General features: G+C 64.6%; 23 protein-coding genes. 6 read left to right on the top strand and 17 right to left on the bottom strand.

The window, feature by feature from the left end:
- The first annotated feature begins 75 nt into the window (after nucleotides 1-75).
- A complete protein-coding gene (locus NTU39_RS14870) occupies nucleotides 76-1059 on the top strand; it encodes a LysR substrate-binding domain-containing protein (RefSeq protein ID WP_150662859.1) in 984 nt (327 codons plus the stop codon).
- Here NTU39_RS14870 and NTU39_RS14875 read toward each other — a convergent pair.
- From NTU39_RS14875 to NTU39_RS14900, 6 genes are all read right to left on the bottom strand, one after another.
- Nucleotides 992-1882: a helix-turn-helix transcriptional regulator gene (locus tag NTU39_RS14875; protein WP_257957951.1), complete on the bottom strand. Its 891-nt coding sequence runs from the start codon at nucleotides 1880-1882 to the stop codon at nucleotides 992-994. The two genes, NTU39_RS14870 and NTU39_RS14875, sit on opposite strands and share 68 nt — an antisense overlap.
- Before the next feature lie 77 nt (nucleotides 1883-1959).
- Nucleotides 1960-2649: a Fe2+-dependent dioxygenase gene (locus NTU39_RS14880; protein ID WP_150662861.1), complete on the bottom strand. Its 690-nt coding sequence runs from the start codon at nucleotides 2647-2649 to the stop codon at nucleotides 1960-1962.
- Between the two features lie 26 nt (nucleotides 2650-2675).
- On the bottom strand, nucleotides 2676-5168 hold the full coding sequence (locus tag NTU39_RS14885) for a TonB-dependent receptor (protein WP_257957952.1): 2493 nt from the start codon (nucleotides 5166-5168) through the stop codon (nucleotides 2676-2678).
- 213 nt (nucleotides 5169-5381) lie between these two features.
- Nucleotides 5382-6194 carry an ABC transporter ATP-binding protein gene (locus NTU39_RS14890; RefSeq protein ID WP_217426137.1) on the bottom strand — a complete coding sequence of 271 codons (813 nt, stop codon included), beginning with the start codon at nucleotides 6192-6194 and terminating at the stop codon, nucleotides 5382-5384.
- Nucleotides 6194-7255: a FecCD family ABC transporter permease gene (locus NTU39_RS14895; protein ID WP_373275409.1), complete on the bottom strand. Its 1062-nt coding sequence runs from the start codon at nucleotides 7253-7255 to the stop codon at nucleotides 6194-6196. Before NTU39_RS14895 ends, NTU39_RS14890 begins: the two co-directional genes overlap by 1 nt.
- Before the next feature lie 71 nt (nucleotides 7256-7326).
- Nucleotides 7327-8412, bottom strand: coding sequence for an ABC transporter substrate-binding protein (locus NTU39_RS14900; RefSeq protein WP_257957953.1), 1086 nt, complete (start codon nucleotides 8410-8412; stop codon nucleotides 7327-7329).
- A gap of 303 nt (nucleotides 8413-8715) precedes the next feature.
- Between NTU39_RS14900 and NTU39_RS14905 the strand changes: the two genes are divergently transcribed.
- From NTU39_RS14905 to NTU39_RS14915, 3 genes are all read left to right on the top strand, one after another.
- Complete coding sequence (locus NTU39_RS14905) at nucleotides 8716-9534, top strand: response regulator (RefSeq protein ID WP_150662862.1); 819 nt, start codon at nucleotides 8716-8718, stop codon at nucleotides 9532-9534.
- Nucleotides 9527-11041 carry an ATP-binding protein gene (locus NTU39_RS14910; RefSeq protein WP_257957954.1) on the top strand — a complete coding sequence of 505 codons (1515 nt, stop codon included), beginning with the start codon at nucleotides 9527-9529 and terminating at the stop codon, nucleotides 11039-11041. Before NTU39_RS14905 ends, NTU39_RS14910 begins: the two co-directional genes overlap by 8 nt.
- A 132-nt stretch (nucleotides 11042-11173) precedes the next feature.
- The gene (locus NTU39_RS14915) at nucleotides 11174-12583 is read left to right on the top strand and encodes a chloride channel protein (RefSeq protein WP_150662864.1); all 1410 of its coding nucleotides are present in this window, start codon (nucleotides 11174-11176) and stop codon (nucleotides 12581-12583) included.
- Here the strand turns inward: NTU39_RS14915 and tam are convergent.
- From tam to NTU39_RS14955, 8 genes are all read right to left on the bottom strand, one after another.
- Entirely contained in the window at nucleotides 12514-13329 is an 816-nt protein-coding gene (gene tam / locus NTU39_RS14920) for a trans-aconitate 2-methyltransferase (RefSeq protein ID WP_257957955.1), read from the bottom strand. The genes NTU39_RS14915 and tam overlap by 70 nt on opposite strands.
- Nucleotides 13330-13373: 44 nt before the next feature.
- Nucleotides 13374-14255: an anti-sigma factor family protein gene (locus NTU39_RS14925; RefSeq protein ID WP_257957956.1), complete on the bottom strand. Its 882-nt coding sequence runs from the start codon at nucleotides 14253-14255 to the stop codon at nucleotides 13374-13376.
- Nucleotides 14248-14913 (bottom strand): RNA polymerase sigma factor, encoded by a 666-nt coding sequence (locus tag NTU39_RS14930; RefSeq protein ID WP_257957957.1) that lies wholly within the window; start codon nucleotides 14911-14913, stop codon nucleotides 14248-14250. Before NTU39_RS14930 ends, NTU39_RS14925 begins: the two co-directional genes overlap by 8 nt.
- Before the next feature lie 160 nt (nucleotides 14914-15073).
- A complete protein-coding gene (locus tag NTU39_RS14935; protein ID WP_217426125.1) occupies nucleotides 15074-15469 on the bottom strand; it encodes a cupredoxin domain-containing protein in 396 nt (131 codons plus the stop codon).
- Nucleotides 15470-15483: 14 nt separating this feature from the next.
- The gene (locus tag NTU39_RS14940) at nucleotides 15484-16470 is read right to left on the bottom strand and encodes a metallophosphoesterase family protein (protein WP_174984242.1); all 987 of its coding nucleotides are present in this window, start codon (nucleotides 16468-16470) and stop codon (nucleotides 15484-15486) included.
- 144 nt (nucleotides 16471-16614) lie between these two features.
- On the bottom strand, nucleotides 16615-17508 hold the full coding sequence (locus tag NTU39_RS14945) for a M23 family metallopeptidase (protein ID WP_257957958.1): 894 nt from the start codon (nucleotides 17506-17508) through the stop codon (nucleotides 16615-16617).
- 201 nt (nucleotides 17509-17709) lie between these two features.
- Nucleotides 17710-18702, bottom strand: coding sequence for a sensor domain-containing diguanylate cyclase (locus tag NTU39_RS14950; protein WP_150663477.1), 993 nt, complete (start codon nucleotides 18700-18702; stop codon nucleotides 17710-17712).
- Between the two features lie 125 nt (nucleotides 18703-18827).
- Complete coding sequence (locus NTU39_RS14955; protein WP_257957959.1) at nucleotides 18828-19979, bottom strand: acyltransferase family protein; 1152 nt, start codon at nucleotides 19977-19979, stop codon at nucleotides 18828-18830.
- Between the two features lie 200 nt (nucleotides 19980-20179).
- Here NTU39_RS14955 and NTU39_RS14960 point away from each other — a divergent pair, with 200 nt between their 5' ends.
- Nucleotides 20180-20863, top strand: a complete 684-nt coding sequence (locus tag NTU39_RS14960) for a phosphatase PAP2 family protein (protein ID WP_257957960.1) — start codon at nucleotides 20180-20182, stop codon at nucleotides 20861-20863.
- A 65-nt stretch (nucleotides 20864-20928) separates the two neighbouring features.
- Here NTU39_RS14960 and NTU39_RS14965 read toward each other — a convergent pair whose 3' ends face one another.
- Entirely contained in the window at nucleotides 20929-21255 is a 327-nt protein-coding gene (locus tag NTU39_RS14965) for a hypothetical protein (RefSeq protein ID WP_257957961.1), read from the bottom strand.
- Nucleotides 21256-21277: 22 nt separating this feature from the next.
- Between NTU39_RS14965 and NTU39_RS14970 the strand changes: the two genes are divergently transcribed.
- Nucleotides 21278-22993, top strand: coding sequence for a PHA/PHB synthase family protein (locus NTU39_RS14970; RefSeq protein ID WP_150663478.1), 1716 nt, complete (start codon nucleotides 21278-21280; stop codon nucleotides 22991-22993).
- Here NTU39_RS14970 and NTU39_RS14975 read toward each other — a convergent pair.
- On the bottom strand, nucleotides 22975-23565 hold the full coding sequence (locus NTU39_RS14975) for a hypothetical protein (RefSeq protein ID WP_150662869.1): 591 nt from the start codon (nucleotides 23563-23565) through the stop codon (nucleotides 22975-22977). The two genes, NTU39_RS14970 and NTU39_RS14975, sit on opposite strands and share 19 nt — an antisense overlap.
- A gap of 42 nt (nucleotides 23566-23607) precedes the next feature.
- Complete coding sequence (phbB, locus tag NTU39_RS14980) at nucleotides 23608-24351, bottom strand: acetoacetyl-CoA reductase (protein WP_257957962.1); 744 nt, start codon at nucleotides 24349-24351, stop codon at nucleotides 23608-23610.
- Between the last annotated feature and the right edge of the window lie 543 nt (nucleotides 24352-24894).

A 24894-nucleotide genomic window follows, 5' to 3' on the forward strand; every position in this document is an offset into this window, starting at 1 on the left:
CCATCGACAAATTCGCCGTCCTTCTGTGATAAAAAGTCACAGTTCATTGACGACGTCGCCTTCCAGAGCCCCAACATGTCGCGCCAACTACCGCCGTTGCATGCCCTGCGTGTTTTCGAAACCGCCGCACGCGCCGAGAGCCTCAGCGCCGCCGCGCAGGAACTGTCGATCACGCACGGTGCCGTGAGCCGTCAGATCGCCCTGCTCGAAGAGTGGCTGGGGCAAACGTTGTTCGTTCGTCAGGGGCAGCGCAATGTCGCGACGGACCACGCAAGGGCCTTCGCAGCCGAGATCAGCGCGGCGTTCGACCTGATTGGCGACGCAGCGCTGCGCTTCGGCAAAGCGCCGCAAACGCGCGTGGTGCGTGTCAACGCCCAGACCACGCTTGCGATGCACTGGCTCATCGCGCGGCTGCCTGCATTTCACGCGGCCCACCCGGATGTGCAGGTGGTCGTCACCACGTCGAGCGGGGCCGATCCGGCGTTTCGCGGCGGGTTCGACGTCGCCATCCGGCGCGATCCGCCGCCACGTCCCGAATGGCAGCCTTATGAAAGGACGCTGTTGTTCACCGAACGCGCAAGCGTCGTGGCCGCCCCCTCGCTGCTGGAAGCGTTGCCATTACGTCGACTGAAAGATCTGGCGAAGCACACCTTCGTCGCCACGCAGACGCGCGTGGGTGCCTGGGAAGACTGGTTGAGTGTGGCAGGTGTGCCTGCGCTTCGGCCGGTGCGATTCCACCGCTTCGACCACTATCACGTGAGCTTGCAGGCGGTGGTGGATGGTCTGGGGCTGGGGATTGGCTGCACGCCGACGCTCGATCGGGAACTGGCTGCCGGTCGCCTCGTCATGCCGTTTCCTGACATACAGGCCGCCGGCGCGACCTACGTCACCCTCGTGCCGCGCGACGCCGACAAATCAAGACCGTTGCGGGATTTCCTGACGTGGGTGCATGAAGCAGCACATGAAGCTGAGCGCGCCCCTGCCGCAACGGTTACGCCGCCGGCCCGACGCTCCACTTCCCGGGCGACACGCCGAACGCGCGACGGAAGTACCGGGTGAAGTGCGACAGATCGTTGAAGCCCTGTGCGAGTGCGACGTCCGTCGCCGAAGCCCCGGCGCGCAGGGCGGGCAGCGCTCGCACGAGACGCAACTGATTGCGCCACGCGTGCGGTGCCAGTCCAGTCTCCCGGGAGAACAGGCGCGCCGCATGGAACGGCGAAAGATCGACGGCTTCGGCGAGTGCCGTGAGTGAGAGCGATTCGGTGAGATCGGCCGACAGACGCGCTTTCATCGTCTCGACGCGCACGGCGTCGCGGTGCATCTCCAACGTCGGCACGCGCGCCTGCGCATGACGGACCAGCATCATCGACACGGCTTCGATCAGTACGCTTTCGGCCAGCAGCGGATCTGCGCCGATCTGAAGCAGTCGATGCGCTTCAAGCAGACGGTCCAAGGCCTGCACGTCGTAAATGACGTGTTCGCCGAACCAGGGCATCGCTTCGTCCACCGACGACGGCCCGCCCGGCATATCCAGCGGGCTTTCCAACTGACGTTGCACACCCTGCACGAAGCCGACGGGCAGGTAAAACACGCGATAACGCCAGCCGAAGTCTGTTTCCCGCGCGCCCGTGTGGACTTCGCCGGGATGGATGATGGCGATGGACCCGGCGTCCGCCACGTGCTCGCCGCCGCGATAGGCGTAGCGCTCCGCTCCGGCCACGATGCACGCGAACGTGTACGTGTCGTGCCAGTGCGGCGCGAACGTATGGTCGTTGTATTCGGCCGTGAGCATGTCGCCTCCGGGTACGAGCGTCGAGCGCCAGTACAAAGGGGCATTGCGGAACGGCTGAAACGGTTGAACGGGCTGAAACAAGGCATCCATGTCCGCTACTTTACACTGCGCCGTACACGGCCGTCCGGGAGCACGAGGACGGCCGGAGGCGGCCACAATCCTCGCGGCTAGACGTCTGCCCACATGCGCAACAGGTTGTGATAACTACCTGTCAACTGCACCAGCGATTCGCCGTAGACCTGATCGGCCCCCTGCTGTGTCATGCGCTGAATCGCTACGTCCATGTCGAACAGGACGCTACGCTGGGCGTCGTCACGAACCAGACTCTCGATCCAGAAGAACGAGGCCAGCCGCACGCCCCGCGTGACCGGATTGACCTTGTGCACGCTCGTACCTGGGTAAAGCACCATGTGACCGGCAGGCAGCTTGACGGCACGCTCGCCGAAGCTATCGCGCACGACCAGTTCGCCGCCGTCGTAGCTATCCGGATCCGCGAGGAACAAGGTAGCGGACAAGTCCGTGCGAACCCGCTCGCGCACGCCCTTGATGCCACGCACGGCATTGTCGACGTGATAGCCGAACGCCTCACCGCCTTCGTACCGGTTGAACAGCGGCGGATAGATCCGGCGCGGCAGCGCGGCCGACATGAACACGGCGTCCTGCGACAGACGCCGCAGAATCTCGTCGCCCAGACGACGCCCCCACGGGTCGTCTTCCGAAAGCTGCCGGTTTTCCTTCGCCTGTGCCGACTGCATGCCCGCCGTCGCTTTACCGTCGACCCACGTTTGCGCCTGCAATTGCTCGCACAAAGCGCGCGCTTCGTCGCGGCTGAAGACGCCGGGAATCTCGATCATCATGGTGCTTTCTCCTGCGCTCGGTACGCTTAGAACGCAATATCCGCGCTGACCGTCACCGTGCGTCCTGCGCCCGGCACGCCGTACAACTGGAAGCCGTCGAGCGATGCGCCGATCTGTGCGTAATAGAACTTGTTGAACACGTTGTTCAGGTTCAGGTTGACGTGCACATGACGGTTCACGCGATAGCGCGCCGCGAGGTTATGCACCCAGTAGCTCGGCGCTTTTTCGTTGTCCGCCGTGTAGATCGGGTTCACTCCCGACGGGCCCGACGCGTTGCTGCTGTTGTTGTTCTGACCGCCGACATAGAGGTTGTCCGTATAGCGGCGATGCCCCACGTACTGCACGCCGTAGCTGAGCGCGAGGTCCGGCGTGACCTGGTAGGACGTCCAGATCGATCCGCTCCAGTCCGGCACGTTGGCCGCCTCCGCCCCCTCGTTCGCGCCCTTGGTGATACGGCTCTTCATGCGCGAGATGCCCGCGAAGATCGACCACTTGTCGGTGATATTGCCCTGCAAGCCGAGTTCGACACCGTCGACGCGCTTGGCTGGCAGCGCCCGCACGGGCGACGTGTCGTCGCTCGTGTACTGCCACGAGTTGCTCAGTTCGGTACGGAAGACCGCCGCGGTCAGGCCGAGTGCGCCGCCCGCCAGATCCCACTTCGTGCCCAGCTCGTACGTCTGCGACGTCGCCGGGTCGTATTTGGCCGTCGTCGCCGTGCCATAGATCAGGTTGTTCGTGCTCGCGCCAATGGCGGTCGGCTGCGTCGCGCGGCTGTACGACACGTAGATGCTGCCCGGTTCGACCGGCTTGTAGACGAGACCCGCACGGCCGATCCATGCACCGTTGGTGCTCGACGTGAGCGTGGCACCCGTCGGCGAGTTCGTCTCCGCACGCCAGCGGTCGTAGCGCAGCGACGCGAGCACCTGCCAGTGCGGCGACAGCGTGATCGTGTCGCTGGCGAAGATGGCGGCGTCGTTGACGGTCGAACTCGACTGGTTGTTGCCCTCCATCGACCAGGTGCCCGCGAATGAATTCGACGGATTCGCCATGTTGAAGAACATGTCCCCCGCCGGGATGTAGGCCGCGCGCGGGTTGCCGCCGTAAGTCTCGCGATACAACTCGAAGCCGGTCACCACGTCGTGCTTGAACGGTCCGGTGTTCGCCGTGAACTTGAGATCGGTCTGGTTATCGAGAATCTGATAACGCGTGGAGTTACCGAAGTTGCTGCCGCGCAGAATGCCGTACTGTGCGCCTGTCAGCGTGTAATCGGTGTACGAATTCACGCCACCGATGTTGGACAACGGCCCCACGCCCGCATAACCGAGCGTGGCGCACCGCGTGCCGGAGCAAACCTTATTGCCGTTGGCGGTCGCCGCGAAAAAGCGCGCGGGCGACAGCACGGAGAAGTTGTCCGTGCGCTGCCAGCGCAGTTGGCTGCGAATCCGTGTGGTGTCGTTGAAGTCGTGCTCGACGCGCCCTGAGAGCGACGTGCTTTCGGTCTGCTGCGTGTAGATGCCCGCCGCGCCGTACCAGTTGCTCTGTTGCACACCCGGCATCAGTTGCCCGCCGGTGCCGCGCTGAATCGGCAGCCCCGTATCGGGCACGTTGTTGTCCTTCTGATGGAAAACGTCGAAAATCACGCGCGTGCTGGTGCCCAGCCCCAGACCCAGCGACGCCGCGATGCCATAGCGGTCGTTCTTCACTTCGTCACGACCGGCCACGCCGTTGTGGTGCGACATGAGGTTCAGGCGCAGCGCCGTGGAATCGCCGAGTTGCTGATTCAGGTCGGCGGTCATGCGGCGGTAGTTGTCGCTCCCCAGTCCGAACGAGGACCGATAGAAGCTGCCGAGTTCGGCTTCCTTCGACACGAGATTGACGGAGCCGCCCAGCGCCGCCACGCCCGACTCGATGGTGCCGGTGCCTTTGTAGACCTCCACACGATCCAGATCGAACGTGTCGTTACGGCTCGACAGACCGGCGTCGCGCACACCGTCGATGGTGATGCTCTGCTCGGACGAGAAGCCGCGAATCGAGAACAGGTCGCCCCACCCCAGGTTGCCCTCGCCCGACATGAACGTGATGCCGGGGACGTTCTTCAGAATGTCCTGCAACGACTGCGCGTTCTGCTCGTCGAGCACCTTCTTGGGCACGACCGTAATGCTCTGCGGAATGTCGCGCAGCGGTGCCGTGTACTTCGACGACGAGACGGTCTCGGCCTTGTAAGGCGCATCGACAGTGGCGGTGACGGACGTCGCGGGCAGCGCCACCGCATCCGCAGTGGTCTTCGCAGGGACCGCAGTGCCATTGGGCTGCGCGGCGGCCGACGCGTCCGTTGCCGGTGCCGTCTGCGCGGCTGCGTGCAACGACGCAGCGGCCAAAGCGGCGGCCAGAGTCATACGCGTGTTCAGACGCAGGCGAGATTGGCGCGCAGCCGTCTGCATCGCCGCCCCCGGCGGCTGTGCAAATGGCGAAAACGCGGTGTCGGCGGTGCCGGGTTCCATCGAATTCAAGTGCTTCATCTGGTGTTGTGCGTTATGAGATGAATAGACAAAAAGCGTCCCCGCGCGCCGGGGTGTGCGACACCGCCGATGCGTTCGGACTGACTCGGACAACAAGGAAAGAAACGACGCGGCCGGCGTGGCGATGTGGCTGGGCGCACCGATGCTGAAGCTGCTGTTCAGAGGACTTAAGCAGCGAAGCCCGGCGGGCCGCGTCGTGGTGGCGAACGGCGTCTAGACGGGTGTCACGACGTCGTCCACGATCAGTTGCGGCAGGCCGCGCGAGCAGCGCTCGACCCGGGCCTGCACGTCGAAAACGCGGGCGATGGCATCAGCCGTCACCACGTCCCCGACATCGCCTGCGGCGACCACGCGTCCGTCGCGCAGCATCACGGCCGCATTGGCGTGACGCATGGCAATCGACAGGTCGTGCATGACCACCACGGTGATCATCTGACGGGCCACGGTCTCGCGCGCAATGAGCCGCATCACCTGAAACTGGTGGTGCAAATCGAGCGCCGACAGCGGCTCGTCCAGGAGCAGGATGCGCGGCGCACGAATCAGCGCCTGCGCCAACCCGACCAGTTGTCGCTGACCGCCGGAGAGTTCGTCGAGAAATCGCATGGCGAGCGCTTCGATCCCCAACTGGGTCAGCAACGCCATGACGACGGCAGGTGTCGGTGCTGTCGCACTCACGGAATCGCGCGCGGCACGGCGCGCGCCATGCCCGGCGGCCAGCACCGATTCGAGCACGCGCAGATGCACCCCAGCGGGCAGTGCTTGCGGCAGATAAACGACATCGCGCGCAGGCGTACGGCCCGTGCAGCGGTGCAGGACCTCACCACCGAACGTCACTTCGCCGCGCCCGGACACGAGTCCGGCGAGCGTACGCAGCAGGGTCGATTTCCCCGAGCCGTTCGGGCCGAGCAGCGCGGTGACGCTGCCAGCAGGCAGCGGTGGCAGCGACACGTCATGCAGGATGTGACGACGGCCGAGCGTGACGTCGATGCCCGTCGCCGACAGGGCGAGTGTTTGAGACGATCCGATCACAGCGACCTCCCGCTCGAACGCACCACGATCACGAGGAAGAACGGAATGCCGACGAGCGCCGTTACGATGCCCACAGGAATGATCACCCCGGGCAGCAGTGTCTTCGACGCGATAGACGCAAGCGACATGACCAGCGCGCCGACGATCACGCAGCCGGGCAGATAGAAGCGATGGTCTTCACCGAAGATGCCACGCGCGATGTGGGGTGCGACCAGCCCGACAAAGCCGATGGTGCCGACGAAGGACACCGTCAGCGCCGAGAGCAACGACACGCGCATGAGTGTGACAAGCCGCAGGCGCGCCACACGAATCCCGAAGCTCGCTGCGCGGTCTTCACCCAGTCGCAGCGCCGTCATCGCCCACGACTGACGCCATGCCAGCACCGCCATGATCACGAGCACCCCGCCCAGCACGCGTACCTGTGTCCAGTCGCTGCGCGTGAGGCTGCCCAGCGTCCAGAACACGAGACCTTGCAAGGCGTCCTCGGTGGCGACGAACTGCATCAGCGAGACGAGCGCATGGAAGACGAAAACGAGAGCGATGCCCATGAGCACCACGCCCGAAGTCGGCAGACCGCGCCAGCGCGCCACACCATCGAGCACCAGCGCGGAAATCAGCGCGAAGATGAAAGCGTTCACGGGCACGACCCACACGTCCGGCACACCGGGCACATGCAGGTTGAGCACAATGGCCAGCGCCGCGCCGAAGGCGGCCGCCGCCGACACGCCCAGCGTGTACGGACTGGCGAGCGGATTGTCGAGGATCGTCTGCATCTCGCCTCCGGCCAGACCCAGCGCACCACCGACAAGCACCGCCATGAGGGCGTAAGGCAGACGAATCTGCCAGACGATGACCTGCGCATCGAGGCTTGCGGTCGCAGGCGACACGATCGTTCGCCACAGATCGCGCCAGCCTAGCGCCGACGGCCCGTGTGTGAAGTCCAGCGCCAACGCGAGCACGATCAGCGCCGCCAGCGCAACGAGCCAGAGGGCACGGCGCAGGTTCAACCGGCGATAACCACTCGCCACCCCCGCGTGCAAAACATCTTCTGCCGCCAGCTTCGCCGACGGGTCACCCGGCAGCGCGCGCCCTGATGCGCGGGACAGATCCGCCACTTCTCCGGCAAGACTCACGGCTTATCTCCGTCGGTCCAGTAAGTGCCGTTGAACGGCACCGCGAGGAAGCGCTTGTGAATCTCGGCAAACGTCGCGTTCGCATCGATCTGTTTGAAGCGGCCCGGATAGAACCAGTTGAGCATCGCTTCGACGGCCACAATGTTGTACGGCGAGTCGTAGAAGTTGTGCCAGAGCCCGTGCGTGCGGCCCTCGCGCACTGCTTTGATCGACGCAATGCCCGGCGACTTCACGAAGGCATTCAACGAGTCGCGCGCATCGCGCGCCGACGTCTCGGCCCCCACGTGAATACGCAACTGATTGGCATTGCCGCGCGTGCCGGTCGCAATATAGACGTCCGGCCGGGACGCAATCACATGCTCGATGTTCAGGTCGCCGATTACGCCGGGCAGCAAGTCACGTGCAATATTCACACCGCCCGCCGCGTCGACGAACTCGCCGATGTTGCCGTTGCCGACCGTGTGGCAGCAACCGGGCCAGACGCCCGCGAGCATCTGTACGAAGACCTTCGGACGTTCGTTCGCCGCAATCGTCGCCACGGCATCGCGCACGGTCTTCAGATGCGATTCGTAGAGCGAGATGTAAGCGTCGGCCTGCGCTTCGCGGTGCATGGCTTTGCCCATCAGCCGCAGACTCGGCACCGTGTCTTCAAGCGGCTTCTGACGAAAGTCCACGAAGATCACCGGCACACCGGCGGCGGCGAACTCCTTGACCAGCGCGTTGTGCCGCCCGGGGCCGTGACCGCCGATGCTGAAGATGGCGAGGTCCGGCTTGAGTGCCAGCGCCTTCTCCGCGCTGACCGTCGCTTCCGACGACTGGCCGATCTTCGGAATGGTGTCGATCTTCGGGAATATCTTTTCGTACTGCTGCCACGTCTGCGGGTCGAGCGATTGCAGCTCGCCCTGCCAGCCGACGATACGCGCAAGCGGCTGCTTGCCTTCCAGCAACGCCACGGCATATAGCAGTCGGCCCTCGCCGAGCAGAATCCGGTCGACGTGATCAGGCAACGTGACTTGCCGTCCGGCCATATCGGTGACAGTTTCGCCCGCATGGGCCGGGGTGACGACCGCCGATGCGGTCATGGCCGCAAGCGTTGTCGACAGTACAACGCTCGCCGCGCACGCAGCGCGTCTGACAGTCTGAGAGAAAAACATCCGCATCACAGTGACATCCAACATAGAATCACGAACCATTCTCATTTCCATTAGAATGTAGCGTTGCGTTGTGTTGGCTTCGTGTTGACGGAATTTCGGTATGTATTGGTTTGTATTGGCGTGTATCGGTATATGGGCGACGCTCGCAAAAGGAGCGCCCGCCGGTAGACTCCCGTTCTTTGGAATGTCCTTGTGATGTCGGCCGCCCCCTCTTCTACTGCTGTTTCCACTATGGCTCCCGCGCGTTCGGTTGCCCGGTTGCTGATCGTCGACGACGATCCGCAGATTCGCGACCTGCTCTCGGACTATCTGCGCGAGTCGGGTTTCGATGTCGCGACCGCCGCCGACGGCGTGCAGATGTGGGCGCAACTCGCCGCGATGCCTGCCGATGTGGTGGTGCTCGATCTGATGCTGCCGGGCGAGGATGGCTTGTCGCTTTGTCGACAGTTGCACGCCCGCGGCGACGTTTCGGTCGTAATGCTGACGTCGCGCAGCACGTTGCTCGACCGCATCGTCGGCCTCGAGGTGGGTGCCGACGATTACCTTCCCAAGCCCTTCGATCCGCGTGAGTTGCTCGCGCGCATCAAGGCGGTGTTGCGACGCGGGCCGCGTCTGCCGCTGGGCAGCGCGCAGGCGGTGACTTCCGACGGCGTGATGGCCGCACGCGCTGTGCCGGTGTCGTCGTCCCCCGCGCCGCACCCTGCCCCGCTCCAGCCTTCACAGGCAGCGTATTTCGATTTCGACGGATGGCGGCTCGATACGCTCGCGCGCCAGCTCATTTCGCCCGAAGGCCGCGTGATCACACTGGGCGGCTCCGATTACCGCACGTTGCAGGCCCTGGTGACGCATCCGCACCGGCCGCTCTCGCGCGACTTTCTGCTCGACTGCGCGTTCGGCCGTCATGGGGCCGCCAACGATCGCGCCATCGACGTCTGCGTGAGCCGTCTGCGCGCCCATCTCGATACGCGTGCACGGCCGTCGCCGCTGATTCGTACGGTTCGCAACGAGGGCTATATGCTCGCCGCCGATGTGGTGGCTTCGCATGTCTGATGTCTCCCGTGCGCAGACTGCACCTTCGTCGTACGCTTCGCGATGGGCACGCTATGGTCGCTATCTTGGCTGGCCAAGCACGCTCTCTGGCCGCCTCGCGCTGATTCTCGTCATCGGCATGCTCGCGACGCAACTCGTCACAGGCACTGTGTGGTTCGACGCCCGGTACGGCCGCGTGGCCGAAGTGCCGGTACGCTCGGGCGGCGCGCGCATCGCCGATGCGGTCAAATTGTTCGACGTCGTTCCGCCCGCCGAGCGCGGCGCGCTGATGCAGCGGCTGCGCGCGACCGGTGTCGAGGTGCGCAATATCGACGCCCCCGCCGCGCAACAGCGCATGTCGCACTTCTCCGACGATCTGTTCGACAACGTCCTCACGTCGCAACTCGGTCCGATGCATCCGTTCGTCGCGCACCCGGTCGTGCTGTACGACGACACCGGCGAACCCTTGGCGCTCGCCACGCTCCTGCGCGCGCACGCGCCGACGGCGCACCTCGCCGCCGACGTGCGTCTGCAAGACGGTCAATGGATGTCGCTCGCCGTGGTGGCGGGTCAGGCCGGGCTCGATCTGCGCCCCGGTGCGGCGTTCGCGGATTACTTCGTCCGCATCTATCTCGCGCGCATTTTTGCCGTGATTCTGATCGCGGTGATCGCGGTGCGGATCGCCTTGCGTCCGCTGGCGCGCATGTCGGCGGCGGCCGACCGGCTCGGGCGCGACATTCATAGCCCGCCCCTCAATGAGAACGGCCCGGTGGAGGTGCGCCGCGCTGCACAGACGTTCAACGCCATGCAGCATCGGCTGATCGAAGCCATGCAGGCGCGTACGGCGTTTCTCGCATCCGTCTCGCACGATCTGCGCTCGCCGCTCACACGGCTGCGACTTCGTGCGGAAACGCTCGGCGACCCGGCGCAACGCGAGCGCTTTCGTCAGGACCTGATGGAAATGGAAGCGATGATCGCCGCGTCGCTCGATCATGTGCGCGGCGTGCCGAGTGGCGAAGCGTTGCGCGACGTCGATATCGAAGCCCTGCTGCGCGCCGTGGCGGAAGACGCGAGAGAGACAGGCGGCGACGTGCGGGTGCGCGACCAAAGCGCAAGCGGCACGGTACGCGGCTATCCGCGCACATTGCGACGCTGCGTGCAGAACCTTGTCGACAACGCGTTGCGCTACGCCGGTGGATGTCGGGTGTCGGCACATCTGTCGGCTCAGGGCACGCATCTGGAAATCGTAGTGGAAGATCGCGGCCCTGGCATCCCGGAGGCCGAGCTGTCGGCAGCCGTCGAGCCGTTCGTGCGCGCCGGAGTCCATCGTCAGGTCGCTGAGCAGGGACATGACGGTGTGCCCGGCGGTCCCGACGGTGCCGGTCTCGGTCTGGCCATCGCCCGCACCATCGCACAGGCACACGATGGCTCGCTGATCCTCTCGAACCGCCCCGGCGGCGGGCTGCGCGCCGAACTGCACCTGCCGGTCGCCGGTCCGGACATCGCACTCGAAACTCATACGAAATAATCATAAATATCAACGCAACATTCATTTCTCTTATGTTGCGTTGCGCCATACACTCCGGGTATTCCCTGATTAACAGAGACAGGCAGGGACGAACAGGCACGTCCTGAGTATCCGGAGTTAAGGCGCAGCACGATGAACACCCCGCAAGCCACGCAAATCCCAACGCAACAGACCGGGCAACCGATCCCGCGCACGGCCATCGCACCGACTGGCCGCGAGAGCGCGCAGACGGAGGGCGTCCGAGCCACCCCGCTCGCGACGCTCGCCGTCGTCACTGTGTTGACGGGGATTGGTGCTGGCATCGGCGGCACACTGCTCGCCGCCCTGCTCCATATCGTTCAGCACCTGGCCTTCGGCTATGCCGAGGATCAGGTCTTCGGCGCGCAGAGCTTTTTGAGCGGCGTTGCGGCCGCCTCGCCCGAGCGGCGCTTTGCCGTGCTGACGGTGTGCGGCGTGGTTGCCGGTCTCGGCTGGTATGCCGTGCATCGCTACGGCGCAAAGCTCGTCTCGATCAAAGATGCGGTCGGACGCTCCCGCCCGATGCCCGTCGGCAGCACGCTCGCCCATGCCCTGTTGCAGATCGTCACGGTCGCGCTCGGCTCGCCGCTCGGGCGCGAAGTCGCGCCGCGTGAAATCGGTGCGCTCGTCGGCGACCAACTGGCGCGTCGCGCCGGGCTGTCTGCCGAACAATGCCGTCTGCTCGTCGCATGTGGCGCAGGCGCGGGACTCGCCGCCGTCTACAACGTGCCGCTCGGTGGTGCGATCTTCGTGCTGGAAGTTCTGCTCGGTACGTTCGCCTGGCGCGCGGTGCTGCCCGCCTTTGCGACCTCGGCGATTGCCGCCGCTGTCGCATGGATCGGCATGGGTGCGGAACAGCAGTACACGCTCCCGGCGTTCGACGTCACTGCGCCGCTCGTCGGTTGGGCGCTCGTGTGCGGCCCGCTCGTCGGGGTGGCCGCGTGGGCATTCGCGCGATTGACGGAAAGCGCCCGCGCCGCCGCACCGCGCGACTGGCGTGCGCCGGTCTTCGCACTGGCTAACTTCATGGTGCTGGGTCTGGTCATCGCCTGGTACCCGCAATTGCCGGGCAACGGCAAGGGCCCGGCATCGCTCGCGTTCAATGGCGAACTGGTGACGGCGCTGGCATTCGTGCTGCTTGTGCTGCGCGTGCTCTTTACGTGGAGCAGTCTGCGCGCCGGGGCGGCAGGCGGTCTGCTCACACCGGGACTGGCGAACGGCGCGTTACTCGCGGTCGTGCTCGGGGGATTGTGGAATGGCGCGTTGCCGCAGGCGATGGAAGTCGCGCTCGGCGCGGCAGCCCTCATCGGGGCCACCGCCTTCCTCGCCGTGTCGATGCGCATGCCGATCACGGCCGTGGTGCTGGCGCTGGAATTCACGCACGTGAATCAGGATTTCCTCGCGCCGATGTTGCTGGCCGTAGCCGGTGCCGCCTGCACGGCACGCTGGCTCGATCAGCGCGTGGCCACCACGAAGAGTCGCGGGAACGGCAACAGCACCGTGCCGTCGGCTAGCGCCGGATAAGCCTTCGCGATTTCTTCCGTGTAGCGGGCGAGGAACGCCTCGCGCGAGGCGTCGTCCAGCTTCGTCAGAAACGGACGCAGCGCACTGCCCTTGAACCATTCCACGACAGCCGGCGCACCGCCTGCGAGCGGATGATAGTAAGTCGTGCGCCAGATATCGACGCGCGAGCACAGGGCACGCAGCATCGGATAGTAGAACGCTGCGCCATGACGCGCGGTGCGTTCCGTGCCTTTGAGCGTCTCGGCCCAGCGCGGGTCGGCGGCGACTTCGCGCATCAGCCGGTGAGCGGGTTCGTCGAGATTGTCCGGCGTTTGCACCGCGAGCGAACCACCGGGCGCAAGACACGCGACGAGACGCGGATACAGCGTTTCGTGATCGGGCAGCCATTGCAACACGGCGTTCGCGAGAATCACATCGAACGGACCGTCTTTCCACGCACCGATATCCGCGACGTCGAAATGAAACTGCGGCAGACGTTTGCGCGCCGCGTCGACCATATCCTGCGAACTATCCAGCCCGAGTACTTGTGCCTGCGCATAGCGCGCGGCCAGCACTTCGGTCGAGTTGCCGGGGCCGCAGCCGATATCCACGACGCGTGCCGCATCGCGGCCGGGAAGCTCGGGGATCGCGGCGACGAGATCGCGCACGGGACGCGTGCGCTCGTCTTCGAACTTGACGTACTGCGACGCCTGCCATGCCGGATTGGTCGGGGCGTGCGAGGTATTCGACGGCTGGTTTTGCGACATGAATCACTCCATCGGGGGGCTATCGATCAACAGCCGTCACGATATCAGGTCGCCGCCTGCAACGCTTCCACGAAGACACGCAGATGCGACGGCTCTGCGTCGGTGATCGCCCAGTACGTCATGCCATTGCGTCGCCAGCGGGCGATCGCATAGCCGTCGCTGCCGGTGATCATGGGCGCAGCGGACGCCTTGTCGCGTGACGGAAACACGTAGACATCGATCGGATGCTTGTCGGTGTGGTAGACGAGCACGGACACCGTGCGACCGCCGACGTAGTCCAGACGTCCGCCTGCGAGCGGGAATCCCTTGTCCGCCAGATCGACGACCGGCGGTGCGTAGTCGAGGCGTCCGTTGAACCACGGCTTGACCGTATGCTGGTCCGTCGAGATCACGTCGATCGGATGCTGCGACAACAGCGCGCGCACATGGCTCGACACGATCTCCTGCGGCTGCAAGCCAGTCTGAGCGGCCGGTTCCGGCGCCTGCGGGGGTGCAGGCGGACGCGCCACCAGCAACGCCATCGCCACCGCCAGCCCACCAAGGATCGCACCACCCGCGCCACCGAACAGCCACGGCGCAAGACTCGGCCCCCATGCGGCTTCCACGCCAGTGGACCTGACCGGTTTCGCGGGTCTGGTTTCCTGCTTCGCTTCCTGTTTCACGTTCTGCTTCACATCTTGGATCGGCTCGCGCTGAACGTCGGAAGCAGACGATGCGCTCACCGTCTCCTGTGCGACGGCATGACGCTCGGCGTTCGCCAACTCGTCGCGCAGCCGTTCACGCAACGCCTGCGGCGCTTTGTGCTGTAACGAGCCGTCGCGCAGCATCTTGCCCAGCGTGGTTGTTTCGCTTGTCGTCGGCGGATCTTTGGGGTCGTCGTGCATGTCGTCACGCTCATTGTCTCGCTCATTGTCTCGCTTACTCATCGCGTCCTCCCCGAGTCGTGCCGTCGAGCGGCAAGCGCGTCAGGCGTGTCACTTGCGCAGATGAGGAAGAAGACGATGACGCTGCTGCCGCTCCACCCGCCTGCGCCGCACGCAATGCCGCCGCAAGCATCTGTCTGCCGCGTGCGAGCCGCGACATGACCGTGCCCGCGGGCACGCCGACGATCGTCTCGATTTCCCGGTAGCTCATATCCTCCATCTCACGCAAAACCAGCACTTCGCGGAACACGACCGGCAAGCCCGCGAGGGCTTCGCGCACCAGCGCACATTCGTCGCGGCGTACGGCCAGCATTTCCGGATCGCCCGATGACGCGTCGTCCCAGCCCGGCAGACGATCCGCCTCGTGCAAACCGTGCATGGCTTCGTCGAATGGGGTGCCGTCGGCGGCATCGGAGCGGCGTCGCCACTCGGTCATCCAGGTATTGCGCACGATGGCCAACAGCCACGCCCTCGCATTTTCGCCACGAAAGCCATCGAAGAAGCGTAGCGCACGCAGATAGGCCTCCTGCACGATGTCATCCGCATCGCTTGCGCTGCCCGAGAGCCAGCGCGCGAGGTTGTAGGCCGCATCGAGATGCGGCAAGGCCAGCGCTTCGAATCGTCCTGACGCCTGAGCGCCGGGGGTTTCCGCATCGGTCACCGGGATCTCCCGAGATCGGGCAACATCGTGCCCGCGTGAGTCGGACTGACGCTGTGCGCGACATCGCGAACGGCATCTCGAACAACATCGCGATGATCGTCGCAGGCGCGCGCACACAACGTCAGTGGGCTCATTGAATCACATCTGCTCGCGCGAACGGTCATTTCACGACGATCACCCCCGTCATATGGGGATGAATCGCACAGTAGTACGGGTACGTTCCCGGCTTGTCGAAGGTGAACGCGAACGTGCCGTCGGTATCGAGCGCGCCGGATGCAAACGTGCGTGGATTCGACGAACTCGTGACGGTGTGCGGCTCGTCGTCGCGATTGGTCCACGTCACGCGCGTGCCAGCTTTGACGGTGAGCGTCGCGGGCGAAAAGGTGAAGTTATCGATGTGGACTGCGCCCGAATCTGTGGCAGCGGCGGCGGCCTCGGCTCGCCCGGCGAGCACGAGCATGCCCGTCGCCGCGACGGCGAAACCTGCCAGCAGCGTGCGACGTTGCGCGGCATGCGGGCTCAGGCGTGACGAAGAAGACAAAGAAGACGATTTCATGGCGGCGCCCCGGGTCATGACGCCAGCGTGGTGTCGCCCAACAGCGGCGCACCGTCCAGCGAGGTGAAATCGACGCGGCGAATCCCCAACGTCTGCCGCAGTTGCGATGCGTCGACCTTCAGCGGTCCCGGCCCCGGGCCGTCGCCGGGCGAAGGCTGCGGAAACGCCGTCGACATGGCGGTCTGCATTCGCACGTTGCCTTCGACTTTTTGCAGCACCTGATGGATGTGACCGTTGAGCACCGTCACCGACCCGAACGGACGCAGCAACGCGAGCGCCCGGTCGCCGTCGTCCGTTCCCCATCCCCACGCCGGATAAACGGACCAGAGCGGCATGTGGGTGAACACGACGAGCGGCGTGCTGCGCGAGCGTGTCTTGAGATCGGCGGCGAGCCAGTCGAGTTGAGCGTCGCCAAGGTAGCCCATGCCGCCCGCCTTGAGATTGAGGACGTTCACGAGGGCAATGAAATGCACGCCCTGCTGGTCGAAGCTGTACCACCCCTTACCGCGACTTTCCGGGGCAAAGCGCGCGAAGAATGCCTGACCGTCGCTGTCGATCACGTCATGCTCGCCCGGCACGTAGTGGGTCTCAAGACCCGCGCCGTTCACGATCTGTTGCGCGGTATCGAACTCTTCGGGGCGGGAAAGATGGCTGACGTCGCCGGTGTGCAGCATGAACGCCGGGCGCTGCGCGGCGCCCCGGATGCGGGTGATCGCCGATTGAAGTGTTGCCGCCGGGTCGGGATTCGGCGCTTTGTTGAAGCCGATGTGGCTATCGCTGATCTGAACGAACGAGAGCGTGCCGGACGATGGCTTCTCGGCAGCGGCGGCTGTCGTGCCGCCCAACATCGCCGCGAGCGGGAGGCCGCGTGGCACGCCGCCGTCGAGCGTCCACAAAATCCCCGCCCCAGCCCACGCCAGACAGGCCATCGCACGACGACGCGACATCGCTGGCGCGTCGTCTACGTCTTTCCCATCGTCCTTCGGATCCCGATCGCTCATGGCACACCTCCACAGAATGAGGGCGCCCGGTTCGTCACCATGACTGAGTTTCGAGCGCGCCGTTATCTGTAATACCGGCGCACCCGACGATTTATTCCCGAACGCCTGAGCGACGTTGCGAAGGGACTAACTTCGAAGCTGGGATCAAAGCGGTGAGTAGTTCCAGCGGGGAAGCACGCCGGCACGGCCATAAGTCACCCAGGTCGGCGCGCCCGGAGAGACGTCCAGCACGGTCTTCTGGTAATCGCTACCGACGCCGCCGGCGTCCGCCGCGCGCTGGCGCAACAGCGGCCCCGGATCGACCGGATTTCCGTTGCGACGCAATTCGAAATGCAGATGAGGCCCTGTGGCCGTTCCCGTGCGTCCGATGGCGCCGATCCGCTCACCAGTTGAGACGGTGTCGCCTACGCGAAGGTCCTCCACGACAGCCGACAAATGCGCGTAGAGGGTCTCACTCCCGTACCTGTGCGAGATCACGATGTACCGCCCATAGCCGTATTGCTGGAACCCGATGAACTTCACTTCGCCATCGGCGGCCGCGCGAACCGGCGTGCCGACAGGGGCAGCGAAGTCGACGCCGGTGTGACTGTGCGACACCCGACGGACCGGGTGGCGTCGCGTGCCGAATTCAGACGTGATACGCCCCCCGGCGACCGGCATGACAAACGACTTGGTCTGTGCTGACGGGCGGATGTTCGTCGGCTGCGAAAACAAACCCGGACGTGCCAGCCCTGCCGGCATCCACGGGCCGACGGCCGACACGTGCAAAGGCGAGTTCGGTGCGTTCGTGCTGCTTGTGCCGTTGCCGAATTGACCACGTGACGCCTGCGACACCATTGACACCGGCGTGTCGAGAACGAACAACGGCACCGTGGTTAGTCGCGGATGCGCCTGCAGCGGCCCGTTAGCAGCCGCCAGCACCGACAGCGGTGCGACCAGCCAAAGTCCGAAGGCAACAGCGACGGCAGCCCAGGGCGGGCGGGCACACTCGCCTTGCCCTCGCTGGCGCTGCGCGGCGCTGCCCAACGCGGCGCGCATGCACCAAACGAAAGGAATAGAAAAAGACATCGCTCGAAAAACTCAGTCGGAGACGACGCAGTCTACGGGGCGATGTGGCGCTATTTGATAGGAAATGACTCAAACTTGCCGCAAGTTGCGGCCAAAACCCCGCAAGTTGGGATTCTTCACAACGCAATGCGCGGACGCAGGCGAGCGCCGGACACGGCGTCGCCAGGCAGGTCAGCGTCGCGTGCCGGGACGCGCACGCTTAATGGCGTACATCGCCTCGTCGGCGTGATCCATCAGTTGCGTCATGTCTGTGCCGTCGTCAGGCAGCATGGCGATGCCGACGCTCACCCCCAGTTCGAGCGACTTGCCTTCGAATTCGAACGGCGCGCCCACTTCCTGCGCCAGTCGCTGGCTGTGTGCCTCGGCGTCTTCACGCGAGTGAATGCCACACAGGATCATGCCGAACTCGTCGCCACCCACGCGAGCGATCGTATCCGAGCGTCGCGCCGTGGCGTTCATGCGCTCGGCAGCGGCGCGAATGGCGGCGTCGCCCGCACGATGTCCGTAGCGGTCGTTGATGGGCTTGAGCCCGTCCATATCGATGTTTAGAATGCCCAGCCGCGACGACGAACGCAGCGCCAGATGCACGGCCTGCCGCAAGCGGTCGTAGAACAACGCGCGATTGGGCAGGCCGGTGAGCGCGTCGTGCGTGGCTTGCAAATAGAGCTGACTCGTCTCGAAGCGCGCCGCATGGAACATCGCCGCGGCAATAAGTTCGCTCATCAGTTCGAGCGTGCGGACGTCGGCATCGGGGAACGCCGACGGGTCCGGCGCGAAGACCTTGAGCACACCGACGGTCGTGTCCAGATGCTTGAGCGGTGTGACGATCATCGAGCGCAGACCAACCTTGCGGCAGGCCTCGCGGTCGACACGCGAATCGGTCTCGGAATCGTCGCAGCGAAGGATCTCGCCCGTCTTCACACACTGGCCCGAGAGCGAGCCGTCGCGCGACAGACGCATGCCCAACAGGTTGGCCGCGACACCGGACGCCGCCCGGTACACCATGTCGTCGCCCTCGGCCAGCTCCACCACCGCGCCGTTCGCCTGCGTCAGGTGCTGCACCCGCTCCGTCACAAAGGCCATCACGCCGCCGAGATCCAGACCGAGTTTGGCAATTTCGGTTTGTGTTTTGACGATCTCCAAAAGCGTGCTGCTTTCGGGCATAACGGCGACGGCGTTTTGGCTCACGACCTATCCTGTTCTTCAAAAAGCGTGAACCCGCAATGTACCATCGCGCGTTTGGAAACTCACCTCAAAACGCCCGGCAAAGTGCCGCAAGCGTCAACGAATCACAACGCAGCGGCTGGCGTCACGTCAGGCTGACGCGGCAGCAGACGCCTTGCGGCGGGTCCGCTCACATGCCGGTGCAGCGCGCCGCCGAGCAGCGTGCAGACGATCAGCGCGGGCACGTAGACGAGGAACGTCCAGCGCATGTCGTTACCTGCGAGCGCACGGTAGGCTGGCGTCACGGCCAGCACGACGAACATGTGGCTGAGGTAGATCTCGTAACTCCAGCGGCCCATTTGCGTCAGCCAGCCGAAGCCGCGCGGCATGGCGCGCACAGAGCCATGCGCGGCGGCAAGCCACAGCGCCGCACTCAGACACAACAGCAACATGACGTGATCGTGCAAACGCGGCCACAACACGTCGTTGAAAAATACGACGGCAAGCAACCCCGCCACGCCTAGCACGCCAACGCCTCGGGCAACACCGCGCGATAGCGTCACGCGTTGCATCAGCAATGCCGTGAGCACGCCCCAGGCGATCGCCGCCATGCCGGGAAGATAAGCCTTCTCCTGCCAGATTTCGTTGCCTGCCAGCGCCGCGCGCGTCCACGGCAGCGAGACGGCAAGCGCCACGAGCGCGAGCACGCGCCACGGCCCGCGCAGCAACAGACAGAACAATGGGAACGCCAGATAGAAACACTCTTCGATGGAGAGCGACCAGAGCACGTCCCATCCGCCCGGCAGCCAGTTCGTGCGGCCTTCGTACCAGTTGAGCGTCATCGTGAGCGCCGACGTCACGGCACCGGCGAGCGACTGCCCCGGCTTGTTGATCACGAACGTCGGCACGCCGAGCAAGTGCATCACCGACAGCACCGCCAGCAGCAGGAGCAACAACGGGAAGATGCGAACGGCGCGCATCGCGTAGAAGTGACGCCAGCGCATAGCGTCGAGCGAGCCGTAGCGTTCCAGCGAACGACGCGTAATCACAAAACCGGAAATCACGAAGAAGACGAACACGGCTTCGTAACCGTTGAAACTGATGCCCTTCACGATGCGCTCGGGCAACACGTCCCCCAACAAACTTGGGCCGAGTGGCAGACGAAACTTCAGGGCGAGGTGGTGAACGACGACGAACAGGATGGACAAGCCGCGCAGCAGGTCGATGCCGTCGTTGCGCGTGCGCAGCGCAGGCGCTGGCGCCGGGGGTAAAGCCATGAAAACTCCGGAAAGTGTGCGGGGGGTCACACCGCAGACATCGTACTATGACGTTCTCCCGGTGACACCCCATCGAATTCGACGGGGTTACCGGGGTGCATATCGCACCGCCCCATGACAATTTGGTTTCGTCACGGCGGCACGCGTAAGATAGCGCTTTCGCCCGGAGCGCCCTGCTCCCGGGCCGTCATTCGGCAGTCATGTCTAACTTCTGGATCACCATTACCGATTTCGGTAGCGCCGCCGTCACGGTGCCGCTGGCCGCCGCCCTCATCCTCTGGTTGCTTTCCGCACGCGCATGGCACGCCGCCTTCGCCTGGATTGCGCTGTTTGGCGCGGGCTCTCTCGTCGTGGCCGTCTCGAAGGTCATGTTCCTCGGCTGGGGGCTTGGCGTTCGTGAGATAGATTTCACCGGCGTGAGCGGCCATACGTTTTTTGCCGCGACGGTCTATCCGGTCATCGCATGGCTGCTGCTGAGTAAGCTGCCGTGGCCGTGGCGGGTACTCGGCACCGTGGTCGCGGCGGCCGGGAGCGTGGCCGTAGGCGTCTCACGGGTTGCGCTGTCGGCGCATTCGGTCTCGGAGTCGATTGCGGGCTGTATCGTCGGATTCTCGGTCTGTGCGGCATTCGCGTGGTACACGCGCGGCGACGATGCGCCTAACCTGAAGACGCTGCCGATGGCCGCGAGTCTGTTCGTGCTCATGATGTGGCTGCACGGAGAGAGTGTGCCGACGCAACGCTGGATCACCGACATCGCGCTCATCATGTCGGGCCGCGAACAGCCCTTCAAACGCTATAGCTGGCTGGCCCGCAAGCCCGCGCCAGCACAGGCGATACCGGTGGCGCCTGCACTTCCAACGCCGAGCCCTGCTCCAGTGCGTTAGGCCGTCGCTGCGCGCGGGCGCAACTTGTTTCAGATCAGAGTAGTCATACGTGGCGTGCGTTATATTCAGTGAAACGCACGACCCACGTCGTGCGACCGAACGGAGTCCGCCATGCCTGCTCGCAGTGACAAGACGTCCCGCTCCACGACTGCCCGACCCAGCAAGTCCCGCACCACGGCGGAAGTGCCGCCACCACCGGCTTCGTCCACTGCCTCTAGGTCTCGCGGCGCGCCCAAGACGGCCAACCCGCCCACGCGTCGGACGGTGCCGCATGGAGCGACTCCCGATCCCTCGGTAACGCACAAGGCAACGCCAGCCACGCCCGAGTCGAAGCCATCGGAAGCGTCCTCGTCCCCTTCATCCCCCTGCGCCACACCACTCAGTTCGTTCACCGACCATCTCGATCGTGCCGCAATGGCGACGACCGCGCGTTTCACCGGCAACGTCTCCCTCGCCGCCGTCGCCCTCGCATGGGCCGACTGGGTCATGCACGCGGCGACCGCGCCCGGCCATCAGTTGAACGTGTTCAAGGCCTTCGCCGCCATCGACAAGCCTGCAAGCGCCGGTGCCACGAACACCGGAGGTCCGCACGAAGCCGACCGGCGCTTTCGCGATCCGTCATGGGACAAGCCGCCGTTCTCCTGGTGGCGCGAGCGATTCCTGCGCACGCAGGCATTTGTCGACGAGATGACCGGCGAGATTCCCGGTGTCGACCCGCACCATCGCGATGTCGTGCGCTTCATGGCGCGACAGTGGCTCGACGTCTTTTCACCGAGCAATCAGTGGTGGGCGAACCCCGAAGTGCTCTCGTCGATTCGCGAGACGCAGGGGCAGAACCTCGTCAAGGGCGCACAACGCTGGTGGTCGGATCTGCGGGATATGGCAGCAGGCAACGCCCCCGGCGCAGGTCCCGACGCGTGCAAGGCGTTTCGCGTCGGACACGAAATCGCCGCCACGCCGGGCAAGGTCGTCTATCGCAATGCGTTCTTCGAACTTCTGCAATATGCGCCTGCGCAGGCGCAGACCTGGCGCGAACCCATACTGATCGTGCCGTCGTGGCTGCTGAAGTACTACATCCTCGATCTGGAAGCGCAGCATTCGCTGGTGGCCTATCTGGTGTCGCAAGGCCATAGCGTCTTCATGATCTCGTGGCACAACCCTGGTCCGGAAGATCGTGACCGGGGCCTCGAAGACTATCTGGAATCGGGCCTGTTGACGGCCTTGCGCGAAGTGCGTCGCATAACCGGCGACGTGCCCGTCCACGCCTGCGGCTACTGTCTCGGCGGCACCCTGCTCGCCATCGCAGCGGCGACACTGGCGCGTCAATCGGAGTCAACCGGTCCGTCAGGGAAAACGAAGCACAAAGCAGACGACGCCGGGACGCTCGCCAGCGTCACATTGCTCGCCGCGCAAACGGACTTCAGCGAACCGGGAGAGTTGGGCCTGTTCATCGACGCGAGTCAGGTCGCATATCTCGAAGCGATGATGTGGCGGCAAGGATTCATCGGTGGGGAACAACTTGCAGGCACCTTCCAGTTGCTCAATTCGCGCGACCTGATCTGGTCGCGTCTCATGCACGACTATCTGCTCGGAGAACCGGCACAGACGACCGACTTCACCGTCTGGAACGCCGATACCACGCGCATTCCCGCTCGCCTGCACAGTCAATGTCTGCGCGAACTCTATCTGAACAACGCGCTGGCGACGGGCACGCTCAAAATCGGCGGGCAACCGGTGGCACTCTCGGATATTCGTGTACCGATGTTCGTCGTGGCGACCGAGCGTGATCACATTTCTCCGTGGCGCTCGGTGTACAAGATGCACCTGTTGAACCACGGCGATCTCACGTTCGCGCTCGTCTCGGGCGGGCACAACGTGGGGGTGGTGTGCGAGCCGGGACATGCACGCAGTCATCACCGGGTCGCCACGCGCGTAGCCGGTTCGGCCTATCGCGACCCGGACGAGTGGTTCGGCGCGACACCCGCGATGCAAAGCTCATGGTGGCCCGCATGGCAGGCGTGGCTGCTGGCGCAAGGAAAACACGGGGGCGGCGACAAACCTGTCGACGCCCCCTGGCCGCCAGCGACTTCGCTCGGCGACGCGCCCGGTACTTACGTGCTCGAACGCTGAGCGTGGCTGCCGCCGCGCTTGGGCGGCACGCGACCGTTAAGCGGCGACTGCTGCGACACTGCGGCTTCGGTCGCCTGGACGGCTTCCGTCGACATGCGACGCCACGCGTCCATCGTGCCTTGCGTCGCCTCGTTGAACGCCTGGAACCACTTCTGCAGCGGCGCTTCGGCCGCCTGCGTCGCAGCACCTGCGGCCGTGCCCGCTCCGATCAGATCGGGCAACGTCATCGCGCCAGCCATGCCGTGCTGTAGCTCCTCGCCGGTCTTGCGACAATGCTCCGCCCACAGCAACTGATTGTTCGCACACACGGCCAGCCACTCGCGCCAGAACTCGTTCTGCTGAGCGAGTTGACCGTTGAGCAGTTGCAGATGGGCCGTCAGCAGGCCATTGAAGTCTTTCGCGCCGCCCAGCGATTTGGCAGCTTCCGAATGGGCTTTGAGCAACTCGCCGTCGCGCTCGACTTGCAACTGATGCGTGCGTTGCGCGGCTTCCAGCAGAATCCCGTAAGCACCCAGCGCGCTCGCCGTACCCAGTTTGACCAGCGCCAGTGCCGGATTCGTTTCCTTAGACATCGTCAATCTCCTAAGTCAGTAGTTTTGATGCGTCGCTGCACGTCACTCCATATGCATGCCGCCGTTGATGGCGAGGTTACTGCCGGTGATGAAACCTGCGTCGTCCGACACAAGAAAGGCGACGAGCGCAGCCACTTCGTCAGGGCGACCGAGACGGCCGACCGGAATCTGCGGAAGGATGCGCGATTCGAGCACTTCCTGCGGCACGGCCGTGACCATCTTCGTTGCGAGATAGCCGGGTGAGATCGTGTTGACCGTCACACCCGATTTGGCGACTTCCAACGCGAGCGCCTTGGTGAAGCCGTGCATGCCCGCCTTCGCAGCCGCATAGTTCGCCTGCCCGAATGCGCCGCGACTGCCATTGACTGAGGAGATGTTGACGATGCGTCCCCAGCCACGCGCGACCATGCCGCCGAAAAGCGGCCGGGTCATGTTGAAGACGCTATCCAGATCCGTGCGCAATACCGACTGCCAGTCTTCGACCGTCATCTTGCGCATGGTGGCATCGCGCGTAATCCCCGCATTGTTGATGAGAATATCTACCGGACCGGAGTCCGATTCGACGGCTTTCGCACAAGTCTCGCAGGACGCGAAGTCGGCAACGTCGACACGATAAGCGGCGAAGTCCCGGCCCGTGGCGCGCATGCGCTCGACCCATCCTTCGCAATCGTGATTTTGGGGTGAGCAGGTGACTGCAACGCGGTACCCGGCATCGGCAAGCCGCAGGCTGATCGCCTCGCCCAAACCGCCCATGCCACCTGTCACCAATGCTGTTCGTGTTGTCATGGCTATCCGTCTCTGGTTAACGTCTGTCGTTAAACTTCGGATACATCCAGCATAGTCGCGAACGACCGACTTACTGTGGCAATCGACACCCCGACAAAGACTTCGCTTGACCCTGGTCAAGCCGCAGCGCCATTCGGCACCGTCAGCATCGAAAAACGCGCTGCCGGTATCGACCTCCTGTGCTGCTCTTGTTGTGAACTGCCGGGTGTCAACGCTGCGATGTCGCCAGTCATTGCAACTGGCCCGAGTGCGACTCGATGTGCGCGACAACGTTCCTTGGTTGTGACAATTTGTCCCGGAGAGTAGCCTTTCTGACATGCGCGTCAGCACGCATCGTCACCGCGTCGATTGCATGCAATATGACGATCTGCTGACACCGCATTCGCGTACACGCTTGCGGGTACGCCTGTCAGGCATCGTACTCCAAAATAATTTGTTGGTTGGTCATTCGCACCTCATCGACAACAATCCAATGACCCGCCCCTATCGATAGTCACAGGGGTGCGCGTCGAGCCCTTTCGCGGCCGTTGCAGCGCACCGGCA

The organism is Pandoraea commovens (genome assembly GCF_024704525.1).
Lineage (GTDB): Bacteria > Pseudomonadota > Gammaproteobacteria > Burkholderiales > Burkholderiaceae > Pandoraea > Pandoraea commovens.